At 59.3% G+C, this 14,038-nt stretch carries 11 protein-coding genes and 1 pseudogene; 8 read left to right on the top strand and 4 right to left on the bottom strand.

Translation table 11 applies throughout. The features are described from left to right. The 4 genes and pseudogenes from HPQ64_RS00145 to HPQ64_RS20275 form a co-directional block, all read right to left on the bottom strand. Positions 1-402 carry a hypothetical protein gene (locus HPQ64_RS00145; protein ID WP_172886396.1) on the bottom strand — a complete coding sequence of 134 codons (402 nt, stop codon included), beginning with the start codon at positions 400-402 and terminating at the stop codon, positions 1-3. After that, positions 399-1,577: a hypothetical protein gene (locus HPQ64_RS00140; RefSeq protein ID WP_172886395.1), complete on the bottom strand. Its 1,179-nt coding sequence runs from the start codon at positions 1,575-1,577 to the stop codon at positions 399-401. The genes HPQ64_RS00145 and HPQ64_RS00140 overlap by 4 nt, the downstream gene beginning before the upstream one ends. A 73-nt stretch (positions 1,578-1,650) precedes the next feature. Then, the gene (locus tag HPQ64_RS20670; protein WP_343035882.1) at positions 1,651-3,156 is read right to left on the bottom strand and encodes a hypothetical protein; all 1,506 of its coding nucleotides are present in this window, start codon (positions 3,154-3,156) and stop codon (positions 1,651-1,653) included. 109 nt (positions 3,157-3,265) lie between these two features. After that, a pseudogene (locus HPQ64_RS20275) lies at positions 3,266-4,333 on the bottom strand (DUF1254 domain-containing protein); the annotation flags it as partial. A 146-nt stretch (positions 4,334-4,479) separates the two neighbouring features. Between HPQ64_RS20275 and HPQ64_RS00130 the strand changes: the two are divergent. The 8 genes from HPQ64_RS00130 to HPQ64_RS00095 all read left to right on the top strand — a co-directional run bounded on the left by HPQ64_RS00130 (position 4,480) and on the right by HPQ64_RS00095 (position 13,992). Then, on the top strand, positions 4,480-5,496 hold the full coding sequence (locus HPQ64_RS00130) for a helix-turn-helix domain-containing protein (protein ID WP_172886394.1): 1,017 nt from the start codon (positions 4,480-4,482) through the stop codon (positions 5,494-5,496). Positions 5,497-5,981: 485 nt separating this feature from the next. Continuing rightward, complete coding sequence (locus tag HPQ64_RS00125) at positions 5,982-6,251, top strand: hypothetical protein (RefSeq protein WP_172886393.1); 270 nt, start codon at positions 5,982-5,984, stop codon at positions 6,249-6,251. A 131-nt stretch (positions 6,252-6,382) separates the two neighbouring features. After that, positions 6,383-6,901 (top strand): hypothetical protein, encoded by a 519-nt coding sequence (locus tag HPQ64_RS00120; RefSeq protein WP_172886392.1) that lies wholly within the window; start codon positions 6,383-6,385, stop codon positions 6,899-6,901. Positions 6,902-7,079: 178 nt separating this feature from the next. Then, entirely contained in the window at positions 7,080-9,395 is a 2,316-nt protein-coding gene (locus HPQ64_RS00115) for a DUF3604 domain-containing protein (protein ID WP_172888424.1), read from the top strand. A 33-nt stretch (positions 9,396-9,428) separates the two neighbouring features. Continuing rightward, a complete protein-coding gene (locus HPQ64_RS00110) occupies positions 9,429-11,804 on the top strand; it encodes a DUF3604 domain-containing protein (protein ID WP_172886391.1) in 2,376 nt (791 codons plus the stop codon). Continuing rightward, positions 11,801-12,019: a hypothetical protein gene (locus HPQ64_RS00105; RefSeq protein WP_172886390.1), complete on the top strand. Its 219-nt coding sequence runs from the start codon at positions 11,801-11,803 to the stop codon at positions 12,017-12,019. The genes HPQ64_RS00110 and HPQ64_RS00105 overlap by 4 nt, the downstream gene beginning before the upstream one ends. Positions 12,020-12,043: 24 nt before the next feature. Next, positions 12,044-12,976, top strand: a complete 933-nt coding sequence (locus HPQ64_RS00100) for a peptidyl-prolyl cis-trans isomerase (RefSeq protein WP_172886389.1) — start codon at positions 12,044-12,046, stop codon at positions 12,974-12,976. After that, complete coding sequence (locus tag HPQ64_RS00095; protein WP_172886388.1) at positions 12,976-13,992, top strand: HupE/UreJ family protein; 1,017 nt, start codon at positions 12,976-12,978, stop codon at positions 13,990-13,992. Before HPQ64_RS00100 ends, HPQ64_RS00095 begins: the two co-directional genes overlap by 1 nt. Positions 13,993-14,038: the final 46 nt, after the last annotated feature.

The following is a 14,038-nucleotide window of genomic DNA, read 5'->3' as shown; positions in this document are numbered from 1 at the left end:
TTATTGTTTTTCCTGCGGTTCTGGCATCGCCTGCAAGACGTAAAATCCCTTCCCCATCGCGGTCGGGAAATAGACGCGCCCTCCGAACCCTGGCGTGGTCAGCGAATTCGGTGTCAGCGGCTCGAAGAAATCCGATGCCGCCAGAATTTTTCCAGTTGCAGCATCGCGCCAGGTTAGTTGTTCTGTGTAGTCCGACTTCTGCACGACTACAGGAATGGGCTCAGCCTCAATCGGCAGCTTGATGTTGGTTAGCACCAGAACACGCTTGCTCGCTGGACCCAAGACGGGTTGGAAGGTGTTGGTGATGTCATTGATGATGAAGGCGGTCTCGAGCTTACCGGTCACCTGGTGGATCTTTATGCCAGCGACCTTCTTCATGCCCATATCTGCCGAGTAGATCATGCTGTTTTCAGATCGGCTCCGATTTTCGGAGGGGCAAAGCTCCATTGGTGCGCTTCAAGTTCGCCGAAAGGAAAAATGGTTTCGACCTTGCTGGCATCGTCCTGATGGATGACGATCACGCTTGAGGCTTTTTTGTCGCTGAACAGGCCGTTCGTCTGGATCGCGATCCAGTCGCCGACCACGGTTGGCGCTGTCATCGCGCGCTGACCTTCGGCGAGCGGTTTGATCTGCCAGGTCTCGTCGGCCGACAGCTTCTTCGCGGCCAGATCCCAGAAGAAACGCCCAGCTGTATTCTCCATGCCCATGTAGATCGCGATCTTGTCGCGATAGGGTACGACAATATGCGGCGAGGGAGCAGGTTCTGGTAGGTTCAATTGATCGAGCACCTCAAGGGTATCGGGATCGACAGCAACGAGAACTGAATTTGGCGACTTCATTCCCTCTTTCGCACAGGTAATTATCGCCATCGTGCCTTGCAGCGTGCAGCCGACGGGGCGTGTCTGATCCTTCAAAATCAGTGTGCCGTCGGGTGCGATAGTCAGATGTTTGAAGTTCACGTCTTCGATCGGCGCTTCTCCATGCGGCAGGGTGTTGGTTTTCAGGATTAAGCCAGTATCGCCGTGGATCAACACAATGAAGTGCGACCAGGCAAACGCAATGTTGCCGTTGGGCAGGATGTTGAGGTTGGCATTGCCGATCCAGCGCCCCGAGATGTTTGCGTTCTCGAGGTATGTCCGCCACATCTGCTTGCCCGTGGAGGCGTCGGCCTTGGCAATGTAGGGGCCGACCTGCCTCGGATCGTCGGGCGTAGGGAACTCGCCACCAACGATGTAGAGTTCACCCGGCTTGCGGTTGTTGATATAGGAGATGCCCGGATAGTCGTCGACGCCGCGGAAAGCGAAGACCCCATTCGGCCCGTCATGGCTGCCGGTGAAAGTGGCGCACGGGAAAATACCGCTGCGCTGCGCATCGGCGATTTCCGCGCCGTTGAGCGAGGAATAGTAGCCGGGCGTTGAGATATCTTGCTGGCAGGCGAATTCCTCTGCGTAAAGGGTCACGTTGCCAGAGATCGGACCGTTCGCCGCCTCGAGATTGGATTCCGCGGCATTCGCCGTCGGGGGGAGTGCAATGGCCACGCTGAGTGTGATGGACAGTGCCGCGATCCGCCGTGTCATTTGGCTTCCCATTTTCGGACTTTCCTTCTTCGTGCGCTCCTGGCGGGGCGGCGCCCCGAATTCTTGCTTAGAATCAAGGTTTGCTGCCAAGCGCTTCGAAAGCTTCCTTCGTCGAATATTTGCCGCGCGGGTAGTAGGCGCCCATGACCGCTTCCTCTTCCCCGGGCTTCGTGATGTTCGCCGGGCTCTCTGCCCAATCTGAACTTGGTGCCATGATGCGGATCATCAGCATGCCGAAGTCTGTCCTGTTCGCAGGGGTGTCGAGACCCTCACCCCTCTGGCTCCATTCGATCCAGGCGACGCCGTTCTCGGCGGTCGCGTTTTTCGGGCGATCCTCGGCGCGGCTGTAAACAATGATGTAGTTGCCGTTCTCGTCGATCGGGATCTGCATGTCGGCAAGCCCGTCGACAATCTGACCGGATGGCGCGGCTTCGCAGCTGACAATCGAGAAATACTGCATCTGTGCTTTCGGCATTATCTCGAGCCCGCGGCCGGCAGCGCCCGCATATGTGTCGGGGAACGTCGGCAGCTTCCCGCGGGTGACAAAGACTGGCCCGAATTTCCGTGACAGCTGTATGAACAGATAGTTCGTGTCCGGGTCGCCTCCGCCGTCGATTGGTCCGGCATAGGGGATTCTGGCCCGCTTTTCGGCGGTTTTAAACGAGCCAAGAATTGAATACTGGATGTTCCAGTATTTCTCCCATTTCGGGTCCTTGCGAGCTGGAGCGGTGGCCGGATCTAGGGTGGGATCGTTGTCCTTGGCGTTGATTAACGCGTCCCACTGGGCGGCGGTGAAGGGTTGCGCTGTATTTCCGGCTATGGGCTTACCGATTGCTGCGATGGCTTCGTCGCCGGTCAGTTGACTGCCGTCCGCGAGTGTCAGTTCGATATCGGGCAGGCCGCGTCGCCGCACCGCCGATGCCCAAGGGGCCCAGCCTGCGCCGTCGCTGCCAGCGTCGGAGAGATAAATGCGCGTAACAAACTGCAAATCTCCACCGCCGCTACCGGCGTAGAGTGTGTTCGCTTCGCGATCCTCCTTCTTCGCCGGGGCGTCCTCGGCAACGATGGTGACCGTGTCGTCGCGCGGATCGCCGAGCCTGTAGTTGCCGACGACGAACGGATTAGTCGAGCCCGGATCGGGAGAAATGTCCCATCCGGCGATATCCTCGCCCGTCGACACGAAGGTGCCCTGCTCGGCCTTGTAGAGCGCGAACTTGAAATAGCGCGCCCGCGGGAACGCGCCTCTGAGCGTCAGGGTGTCGCCGGCCGGCAGAGCGAAGCGGGACAGGAAATAGGTGGACTGCGAGTCGGGCCAGAGATTTGGGTTCTGGATCGGCTTCGGATACTCAAGCAGTTTCCAGTAGGGCCAGCCGCGCGGTCCCTCGAAGAAGACGTCGCCGCCATAGCGATGGTCGGTGCGAATGACCGTTTCCAGCGATTTATCGCCAAAGCGTCTGGCGTCGAGGGCGCGCGCATTGGTCACGGGAACGATGCCCGGCGGCGCCCAGGTGCCGCTCCCGAGCGGCAGGACCGAAGGTGCCTCCGTCTTCGGCCAGTAAAGACGCATGACCACGAACATCGGTCCGTCGGGCGCCGGCAGCCAGTTCGTCTCCCCGGTCCTTTCCGGGCAAGTCGTGTTGGATGTAGATCGTCATTGAACCATCAGGGTTCTTTTTCAGCTCCGGCAGCATGGGCGAATTGATCAGATACCGGTTGACCGGATTGTCGATCAGGAGCTTTGCGCCCGCCGCCCTCAGTGACCAGTTGCCGTCGAAGAAGGCCCGGCTCCCCGCCGCCGCACCGATCTGCCAGCCGTCGATCATGGTGCCGACGCTCTCAGCGGCGGCGGAAATCTTCGCGTTGCCCTCCTTTATCGCCGAGCTCAGCGCGTCCTGCTTTTCGGGTGAAAGCTTCGTCGGATCGAAGGCCTTGCCCGCGCCGATGCCGATTTTGGCAAACTCCGCACGCAAAGCCTTCTCCGACGCCGGGATTGCGGCGTCGGGCATAAACTGCAATAGGAAATTGAGATAGCGCGGAAATTCCGCACCAAACATCTCATTTCCGACCGCTGGCCAGTCAACCCTCGGAGCAGGCTCAGGTGCAGGACGTCCGAGGTGGCTTGACAGCGACACGACCGAATAACCGGCTTGCACCTTCTTAACATTCGCAAGGTCTGAAGGATCGAATAGCTGGGTACGGAAGATGGCGAAGGTGAACGCAGTTTCCGCTTGAAACATCTCGGCGATATCGTTGGGCACGTCGCCCGACGAGGCGGGTCCTGCGACCATGTAGCAACCTGCGCCGTTGCCTGTGCTGCGGCTATCCATATAGCCGAAGTTGAAGGTATACATATCGGTGAGCTGGACGTCGTAATAACGTTTCGGATCAATATCCGGCAGGCAAATCACCATTGGCTCCGCGCGCAGGTCGAGTTGAAGGAAGGAATACGGCGTGTCGCTGTTCGGGGTGCTAACGGCCGTGTCCTTAGGCGAATAGACGCGCGCTTCGTTGTGCAGTTCGTTGAAAGGTGCGATGTAAGCGCCAGAATTTTTGTCTACTTTATAGTTGTATAGAACTTGATAGGCGACGAGCAGAGGAAACGCGTAGATATAAGCTTTCTCGGCGATTTCCTTAAAGCGCGCTGCGTCGACCTGTGATTTGTCTTGTGCGTTCACCAGAGACGGCGCAACGCTCAAGGCAAGCAAAGCGAGAAGACCAACTCGCAATTGCGAGCATAATTTCGACCTGCTTTTCATTATCTCCGGTTCCGCGTCCAGATTCCGAAAATATTCATGTTGCTTCGTCAGGATTTTTCGGGCTATTTCGAAATTGTTTTCGCTTCACACGCCAAATTCGTCGTGTCAGAAATATTACTTACTTTAAGTTAGAGTAAGGAGCGCGCATGGCGCACGCCATTCCCATGGTCCGGGCGATGTCGCTTTTGCCCGTCCTGCGGTGGCTGGATTCCAACGGGCATGATGCAAGGCCATTCTTGCGCGACTCCGGGCTCGTCACCGCGGTTCATAGCGACCCGCTTCGCCCGACTCCACTTCTGCGCGTTGGCAACCTTCTACGATTGATTTCGCAAACGGAGGGACCTGATATCCCATGTCGTATCGTGTCCGACGCAAGCATTCTCGATTTGACGCTTGTTGGGCGGGTTGCGCTCGGCAGCCGTTGCCCAATGGAAGCTCTGCAAAGGATATCGGCGGCGCTTCCACTGTTCTGTTCGCACGAAAATCTTTTCGTTTCGGATGACCAGGATACTCTGGTTGTTCGGCACAATTATGGGTGTCGCTTCGACACGGAAGCCGCGCATCTGATGCTGCTCTATGCAATCGCGATGTGTGACCGACTTTGCGCTATGACAGGGGCCACTGTACCGCGAATTCAGCATATCGAGGTTCTTCCTCATCCGATTGCCGGTGTAGACCATCTTCGAGAATTGTTCGGGGTAGGGGTGGTCCCCGTTCGTAGCCATGCGGTCGTACTCCGCGTACCTCGGGGCATCGCCGAGCGTTCGGTTTCATCGATCGCGCGCGATCGCATGGCGACTTCGAGAACGTCGTCGTTGTTACCGCTGAGAGGAGACGGAACATTTGCAAGCTCAGCTCGCATAATGCTTGCCTCCATGGTGGAAGACGGTCTTCCGGCACTGCGTGATCTTGCGATCGCCGCCGGTACGAGCACGCGAACGCTGCAGCGACGGTTTAGCGAGGAGGGCACTTTCTTTGGTGCTGTGCTCGACGAAGTTCGGAAAGAGCGTGCGGAGAGACAACCTGCGGGAAGCGACGTGTCCTTCCTGTCAATTGCGACCGAGCTCGGTTACGAACGCCAAAGCTCACTTACACGAGACATGCGTCGTTGGACCGGGAAAACACCTTCAATTTTCAGAAAGCGCATTCGTGAAGGCGAATAAGAACAATTCGCAAGAAGCATTGTATAGAGGCTCATGCCATGACAGCGCTCGAGGAGTACGCGTCTTCGAAGACGAGCGTGACGTTCTGAACGCATATCAACACAAGGGCGCCAGCCTACTACAGCCGTGCCTTCATGCTGCATATGAGTATCCTGCCTCGTGCCTATAGGTTCCGACAGAAAGCGCAGGGTTGGAGCCGTTCTCTCCACGGCAGCTCTGTCAGGAAAAACCTCTTCGCCAGAATGGCGACTTGATTATCGTGAGATGATACGTTTTCGCGATAAGATCGGTTCATTATAGGCTCATCATGAAGCCTGCTGAATGGATTTCCGTCGCGCCGCTGCGCGACCTTCGTTCGCGTAGGAATTTGCTGCGAAAACCTGGGAAAACGGATCTTAAAGACCGGCTTCGGCCAAAAAGTTACGTTGCGTAACTTAATCTCTGTGCGATGACCTCTGTTCGAATACATTTGAAGGAGAAGCGAAATGCTTAAGTTCTTGGCTAATTGGGCGAAGATCGTTTTGGGATCCGCACTCATCCTCGGCACTCCTGCGCTAGCGCTGGCGGACTGTGCGGAGGATATCGACAAGGTCGAACGGGCTCTTGGTAACCCGGGCGATAACGATCTCGACGAGACGACTATGGAACAGATGCGGGCCCTTATGGCGCAGGCCAATGAGCAGCGTGAAGCGGGCAATGAAGCCCAGTGCCAGGAGATCATCAATCAGGCAAAAGAGATTGGTGGCGTGGATTGACGGAAACCTCCGTTCGAAACGGTAGCCGATGGCGCTCGGCGGCTAAGGGCAGGGCGGACGGTCAAGCCGATGCGGCCCGCTCGTCTTCAAGCATATCGGGAAGCCATCGCCTTCCGACAAGGAACGAATACATGAACCGAAGAGATGCTATTCTTGTGGGAGCCGCGATTCTGGCCGGACCGGGAGTCGCCCGGGTTGCGGCGGACGATGAGGCCGTGGAACTTCTATTCGTCCAGACGAGCGGCGGCGTTACGCTTGGCGACGGCAAGCTCACGTTGCAAGTGGCAAGCCCGAATACGCTTTACTTTTCTGACCGTCCCGAGCGTATCGTGGGGCGGGTGACGACCAAGGATTTCGTCGATCACTGGGCATCCGGGGACGACAGCTTCAAGCAGGATCCGCCCAATGCCGTCTTGACTGCCGACAACGGCGGGATGGCGGAAGAAGTGACGGTCGTTCTGCGCGATCCACGCCTCGAAGGGGGCGACCTCGTTTATGACGTTGAAATTCTGAGTGGCGCCAAGGAGCTCAGCGGAAAATGGGCTTCGCTCTTCATCGACCTGATCGGGCGACCGCTCACGCCGTTGTCCTATGCCGGTGTCGCACGGCGGGCGGGACGCAGAACCGCGCGGCGGATCATGTGGCGCTGATCGACTGGACGTTTTTGGCCTCCGATCCGTTCAGATGGCGCAGCGATTTTTTCGCCATCTTTGCTATCTGCCGGGAAATCAGGAGGCGGACATGCCGAACCGCGAAAGCAATGCATCGGGTTTCAACGACCGTTCAATAAAATTGCTGGGCAAGCCGACTGTTTTCGCCGGGATGGCGATGCTTGCCTCGTTGGGTGCATCGGATCCGGGCCTCGGACAGGAGGCGGCCGATCGCAAGGCGTGGTTCGGCGAACAGCACATCCACACGAGCTGGTCGGTCGATGCATGGCTCTTCGGCAATCACACAACCGGGCCTGACGATGCTTTGAAATACGCCCGTGGCGAGACGATCAAGCATCCATTGGGCTATGACATCACGATCGACAAGCCGCTGGACTGGATGGGCGTGACAGACCATTCGGAATACGTCGGCATCACCAAGCAAGCGAACACGCCCGGCACTGCCGTCAGCAAGATGCCGCAGGCCCGGCCCCTGATCCTGAAAGATCCGAACGACCCGGCGGACGTGCAGAAGGTTTTCAACTATCTCGTATCGCTGGTGAGCAAGCCACCGATCAAGGCTTTCATGACACCGCAGGTCGCAGGCTCGGTATGGAAGGACAACGTCGACATCGCCAACAAGCACAACAAGCCCGGCGAGTTCACGGCCTTTTGCTCCTACGAGTTCACATCGCAGTATGATCTCCGTAACCTCCACCGGAACGTCTACTTCCGCGACTGTGCCAAGGTGCCTGAACAACCGTATTCGGCGCTGTTCTCGTGGCATCCAGAGGACCTCTGGAAATGGATGGACGAGCAGCGCGCCGCGGGAAACGAATTGCTGGCGATCTCTCACAATGCCAATCTCTCGGATGGCTGGATGTACCCGACCGACGTCGACAGCCTCGGTCGACCGATCGATGCGGCCTGGGCGGAATCGCGCACGCGAAACGAGCGCCTGATCGAGATCAAGCAGATCAAGGGTCAGTCCGAGACGCATCCGCTGCTCTCGCCGAACGACGAATTCGCAAATTACGAGATTATGAGCTTCCTTATCGGCCAGCCGGAAGATTCCGGTCGCGTGCCTGCTATCGTTGGTTCCTACGCGCGTCAGGCGCTCAAAGACGGTCTGACGATGCAACACGCGAAGGGCTACAACCCCTTCAAGTTCGGTTTCGTCGCCGGATCAGATTCTCACAATACAGGCGCGCCTTATCGCACGAACAACGCCTTTGCCGGGCATGGCATCAACGACGGCCTCGTTCAGCGGCGTATGTCGGGCCATCTTTTCACTGGTATGGATGTACGTAAAGAAAGCACGGCCGGACTAAGCGCTGTCTGGGCCGAAGAGAACACGCGGGAGTCGATCTGGGACGCCATGCACCGGAGGGAGACTTTCGGCACCAGCGGTGTGTGGATACAGGTGCGCATGTTCGGTGGCTGGGATTATGGCGAGGACCTGCTGCAGGATGCGGAATGGGTGGCGAAGGCCTACGAGCGCGGGACGCCCATGGGCGGTGACCTTGCCGCGGCCCCGGCGGATGCCAAGGCGCCCTCATTCCTCGTCTGGGCCGTGAAGGACCCCGACTCCGGCAATCTCGACCGCATCCAGATCGTCAAGGGCTGGACGAAAGCCGGCCAGAGCTTCGAAAAGGTCTACGACGTCGTCTGGGCCGGCGACCGCGAGCCCGCGCCTGATACGGGTCGTCTCCCGCCCCTTCCCAGCACGGTGGACCTCACCACGGCCACATATAGTGACGAGCAGGGGGCGACCGAGCTATTCACGGTCTGGACCGACCCGGATTTCGATCCGGATCTGAACGCCTTCTATTACGCGCGCGTCCTAGAGATCGAGACGCCACGCTGGACCACGGTCCAGGCCGTCAAGCTCGGCGTCGAACTCCCGGATGTCGTGCCCGCCACGGTTCAGGAGCGCGCCTGGGGCTCCCCCATCTGGTACACCTCGCCGAGCGACAGCGCGGCCGCATCCGACGCGGTGACAGTGGCGAGCCTCGAGGAAAGCGGCGCCACCGCCCTGACTGACGACGAGTTGGCGGCCCTGATCGTCGACAAGGCGATCTGGATCAGGAACAACGTGACGGGCGAAGTGATGAAGGTGCACTACGACAAGTCCGGCACCTTTGACGTGAACTACGTCGGAAGCAGAGCGCAGATGCCAAGTCTCCACGGAGACCTGCCTCGTGAGTCCTATCTGGTGCTCGCAAGGCCCTATACCATTGCGGACGGCCAGATAAACACCTTTGTCTCGAGCACACCGATCGGCATGAAGGTCTACAAGACCGCAGGCGCCCAAGGCGGAAACACGCATAAGGAGCACGCCACCTACTACGGCGCCCGGAGCAACGAGTTCGGCTATGCCAACTACGAGGTTCTGCTGAAGGGGCCGGGCAATCTGGTCGACCTGCCCAAGGACAAGATGGACATCCCGGCCGGCGAACAGCCCAAATACCTGCACGAAACCGTCGAGCAATAGGCGAGACCGAGGGTTCTATTCCAGGAGGATTTCATGGCAGGTTCCAGATCGAGCCCAAGGTCATCCGCATCTCCTGCCGGACTGTTACTGGCGGCTTCGGGCCTTGCGCTGGCGGTTCTATTGAATTTGCCGGTTGCTTCCGTGGCACAGGATGCAGGTCCAGGCGATCCGGCAAGTCGCAGGGCGCTCTTCGGCGAGACGCACCTCCACACCAGTTGGTCGTTGGACGCCTGGATATTTGGAAATCACGCCACGGGTCCTGCTGACGCCTACAAGTACGCCAAGGGTGAGACCATCAAGCATCCGCTCGGCTACGACATCACCATCACCACGCCGCTCGACTTCATGGGCGTGACCGACCACTCTGAATATGTCGGGGTCACCAAGCAGGCGAACACGCCGGGCTCGTACACCAGCAAATTGCCCGAGGTTCAGGGTCTGATCATTACGGACCCGAACAGCAAGGAGCAGCAACAACGCGCCTTCCTGGCGCTTCTCAAGATCATGACCGGTCCACCCATCAAGGCGTTGATGACTCCGGAGGTTGCCGGCACCGTCTGGAAGGACAACAACGACGCCGCCGACGCGGCGAACGAGCCGGGCAAGTTCACCGCCTTCTGCTCCTACGAGTGGACGTCAATGCCCGACAACCGGAACATGCACCGTAATGTGTTCTTCCGCGACTGTGCCAAGGTCCCGGAAATGCCTTACTCTGCGCTGGACTCGGTGCACCCCACGGACCTGTGGACCTGGATGGACGGTCAGCGCGCCGCTGGCAACGAACTGCTGGCGATCTCGCACAACGCCAATCTGTCCGATGGCTGGATGTATCCCACTGATGTCGACAGCCTTGGCCGGCCTATCGACGCGGCCTGGGCGGAGTCGCGGATGCGTAACAATCGGCTCGTCGAGATGAAGCAGGTCAAGGGCCAGTCCGAGACCCACCCGCTGCTTTCGCCTAACGACGAATTCGCCAGTTTCGCAATCTGGAACGTATTGCTCGGGCTGCCCCCGGACTCCGGACGCGTCGACAAGATCGTCGGCAGCTACGCGCGCCAGGCATTGAAGTACGGCCTCGCGATGCAGGACGTGCGGGAATTCAACCCCTACAAGTTCGGGATGGCAGGCGGCTCCGACTCTCATAATGCCGCGAGCCCCTATCGCCAGGAGAACTTCTTCGGCGGGCACGCACACGAGGACGGGACGATCGAGACGCGCATGGCCGGCCACAACTTCGCAGGCATCGATGTTCGCTATCTGGAACCTGGCGGACTCACCGGCGTGTGGGCGGAGGAGAACACGCGCGAGTCGATCTGGGATGCCATGTATCGCAAGGAGACTTTCGGGGTCAGCGGCCCGCGCATCAAGGTGCGCTTGTTCGGCGGCTGGGGCTACAAACCCGAAATGCTTGATGACCAGGACTGGGTCAGTGTTGCCTACGCCGCCGGCGTGCCGATGGGAGTCGACCTGCCGCCGAAGCAGGCCGAGGCGCCGACATTCGTCGTGTGGGCGGTGAAAGACCCAACCTCGGCCAACCTCGACCGAGTGCAGATCGTAAAGGGCTGGACCAAGGACGGCCAGAGCTTCGAGTGTGTCTTCGACGTGGCGTGGTCGGGCGAGCGCGAGCCCGATAAGTGGACAGGCAAGGTCCCTCCGATCAACAGCACGGTGGACATCGACGAGGCGACCTACACCAACAGGGTTGGTTCGGTTGAGCTGAAGAGGGTATGGACCGATCCGGCGTTCGACCCGAGTCAGCACGCGTTTTACTACGCGCGTGTTATTGAGATTCCGAAACCGCGCTGGACGACCATTCAGGCCAAACAACTCGGCATAGCGCCGCCGGATGTGGTGCCGCCGACCGTGCAGGAGCGCGCCTGGAGCTCGCCCATCTGGTACACGCCCGCGGTCGAGGCCCGCGAGGCGGCGAAGCCAGGGCTCACGGTGGCCGAGCTAACAGGCAAGGGAGCAACTCAGCTGAACCAGCAGCAGGTCGAGGAGTTGCTCGTCGGCAAGGCCCACTGGTACCGCAACAACGTGACCGGCGAACACTTCAAAGTCAGCTACAGGAAGGAAGGGCAGCACACTGTCTATCACGTCGGCAAGAACGTCCCTCAGCCGAATGAGGTCGGCGATGTCGCCCGCAACGGTTACGAAGGAGCGAGTTCAGCCTATTTTATCAAGGACGGCAAAGTGGTGACCTATCTTCAGGACCATCCCTTCGAGGTCGTCTTCTACAAGCTCGGCGATACGATCTACGGGGCGCGCAGCAACGAGTTCGGCTACGCCAACTACGAGATCCTGCCCAAGCCGCCTGAGTTGATTGACCCACTGCCCACGGCTGTGACGGAAAAATACGCCAAGCAGAATCAGGCCGAATTTCTCCACTTCGACAGCGAGAAGAAGTGACGGAGGATAAGGATATTGCCGCACAGCAGGTGCGTTCGAAGTCTGTGAACCGGACTGGCGAACGTAATGCTATCCGCGATCAAACGACTGCTGCAAGAACTGTCAGCGAGTTTGGATATGCCGATAACGAGCTTCTGTTCGAAGGGCTGTGGAAGGACAGGATGGAAATTCCAATCGACGATCAGCCGGACTATCCGCATCGCGACGTCGGGTGATCGGCCCGGCATTGGGGAGCTGACATGCCAAGGACAGCAATAGGACGAGCCGCGCGAAGCGTGGCTCGCGACCCGCTTTCGCATTTCCTCGTTCTCGGCTTCGTATTGTTCGGGGCTTACCAGATCCTGCAGCCCGACCTGGAACGTGTCGACCCGCCGACCGAGATCCGCTTCACGGTCGACGACCTCGCGCAACTGGTGATCGGCTTCGAGGCGCAGTGGAGCCGGCCGCCGACGCAGGCAGAGTTCAACGCGGTGCTCGAGGATCGCGTCCGGCAGGACATCCTCTACCGCGAGGCGCTCGCGCTTGGGCTCGACAGGGAGGACACCATCGTCAAGCGGCGGATGGCGCAGAAGATGCAGTTCCTCGCCGAGGACCTTGCGGCGGCGCGTGAACCCACGATCGACGAACTGAAGGCATGGTACGCGGATAACACTAGGCTCTTTGAAATGTCGCCACGCCTAAGCTTCCGCCACATCTACTTCTCGCCCGACAGCCGGGGCCGGAAGGCCCGCGACGATGCCATGGCTGCGTTGGCCACGCTTGCCGGCGCCCCCCAGACGCTTCCTGAAGGGACAACTCTCGGCGACAGGTTCATGTTCCAAGACTATTACGGAGAACGCTCACTGCAGGAGATCGCACGGGAGTTCGGGCCGCAATTCGTCCAGGAGGTCGTGCAACTGCCAAGCGGTGCCTGGATCGGTCCTGTTCAGTCGGGATTGGGCTGGCACTTAATCTACATCGACAAGGTCATACCCGGTCGAGTCCCGGCGTTCGAGGAAGTTGCGAGTGACGTGAAGACAGCGTGGTTGGGTCAGCAGAAGGCTGAGGCGTGGCAGAAGGCCTATGACGAGATGCGGGCCAAGTACACAGTTCTGCTGCCGGTGCCGGAAACTGCGGCGGCCGGGATCGGAGCAGCGATTTCAGGACCGGCCCTACCCGAAGGAGATTCCTGATGCCTTCCGCCCCGTTGTTGCGCGCGGTCGGCCTGATTTTTTTTGGCCTGATCGTTGCTACGATCCTGTCTGGATGTTCAGCCGATGCGCATGAATCCCGCCCAGCCTATCTGCAGATCACCCAGACCGCGCCATCGCAGTTCACCCTGCTCTGGCGAACGCCGATGCGCGGCAGCGTTCCACTTCCGGTAATCGTGAAACTGCCGGCCGACGTGAGAGATATCCGCAATCCGTTGGTTCAAACACTAAGCGACTCGCGGCTGGAAAGGCGCTGGATCGAGATCGGGCCAGAAGGCCTTGCCGGCGCTCGGATCGGTTTTCCGGGGCTGGAACTGACCATTACTGATGCGATCACGCAGGTGAAAATGCTGGACGGACGATCCTGGATGGCGATTGCCCGCCCCAGCCAGCCTTGGGTCGAAATGGAGCCGGACCGTGGCCGCGCCGAGATTTTTGCGGACTTCCTTCGACAAGGCGTACATCACATCCTCTACGGCTTCGATCACCTGCTATTTGTGTTTGGCCTTCTGCTGCTCGTTCCCGCACGGTGGATGTTGGTGAAGACGATCACCGCGTTCACGGTCGCTCATAGCATCACCCTCGCTGCGGCAACCTTAGGCTATATCAGCCTCCCGGCGCCGCCTATAGAGGCGGCGATCGCACTCTCCATTCTCTTCCTCGGTGTTGAGGTCGTTCGGGCGCAACGAGGGGGAACAAGCATTGCCATCCGCCATCCCTGGGTCATTGCTTTCGCATTCGGATTGTTGCACGGATTCGGATTTGCAGGCGCGTTGTCGGCGGCGGGCCTTCCGCCTGCGGACCTCCCGTTGGCGCTTGTGTCTTTCAACTTAGGCGTAGAAGCCGGCCAACTGGCCTTCGTAGCTCTGGTGTTGTTGGTGGTCGGCAGCATGCGGCGGCTTGGAATCGCCTGGCCGCAGCAAGCGGAATTAGCGCCGGCTTACCTGGTCGGCGCACTTGGCGCGTTTTGGTTCCTGCGGAGATTGGCTTTCCTATAGCCGCGCTGGCTGGCGGCATTCTGAGCTACCTCCCGAAATTAGGAAA

Source organism: Hongsoonwoonella zoysiae, assembly GCF_013266695.1.
In the GTDB taxonomy this organism is placed as follows: Bacteria; Pseudomonadota; Alphaproteobacteria; order Rhizobiales; family Stappiaceae; genus Hongsoonwoonella; species Hongsoonwoonella zoysiae.
This window is presented reverse-complemented; position numbering and strand designations above follow the sequence as displayed.

Excerpts from the sequence above, each read along its gene's own strand:
- HPQ64_RS00145 (WP_172886396.1), bottom strand. The coding sequence starts at position 402 with ATGATCTACTCGGCAGATATGGGCATGAAGAAGGTCGCTGGCATAAAG.
- HPQ64_RS00140 (WP_172886395.1), bottom strand. The coding sequence starts at position 1,577 with ATGACACGGCGGATCGCGGCACTGTCCATCACACTCAGCGTGGCCATT.
- HPQ64_RS20670 (WP_343035882.1), bottom strand. The coding sequence starts at position 3,156 with ATGTTCGTGGTCATGCGTCTTTACTGGCCGAAGACGGAGGCACCTTCG.
- HPQ64_RS00130 (WP_172886394.1), top strand. The coding sequence starts at position 4,480 with ATGGCGCACGCCATTCCCATGGTCCGGGCGATGTCGCTTTTGCCCGTC.
- HPQ64_RS00125 (WP_172886393.1), top strand. The coding sequence starts at position 5,982 with ATGCTTAAGTTCTTGGCTAATTGGGCGAAGATCGTTTTGGGATCCGCA.
- HPQ64_RS00120 (WP_172886392.1), top strand. The coding sequence starts at position 6,383 with ATGAACCGAAGAGATGCTATTCTTGTGGGAGCCGCGATTCTGGCCGGA.
- HPQ64_RS00115 (WP_172888424.1), top strand. The coding sequence starts at position 7,080 with ATGCTTGCCTCGTTGGGTGCATCGGATCCGGGCCTCGGACAGGAGGCG.
- HPQ64_RS00110 (WP_172886391.1), top strand. The coding sequence starts at position 9,429 with ATGGCAGGTTCCAGATCGAGCCCAAGGTCATCCGCATCTCCTGCCGGA.
- HPQ64_RS00100 (WP_172886389.1), top strand. The coding sequence starts at position 12,044 with ATGCCAAGGACAGCAATAGGACGAGCCGCGCGAAGCGTGGCTCGCGAC.
- HPQ64_RS00095 (WP_172886388.1), top strand. The coding sequence starts at position 12,976 with ATGCCTTCCGCCCCGTTGTTGCGCGCGGTCGGCCTGATTTTTTTTGGC.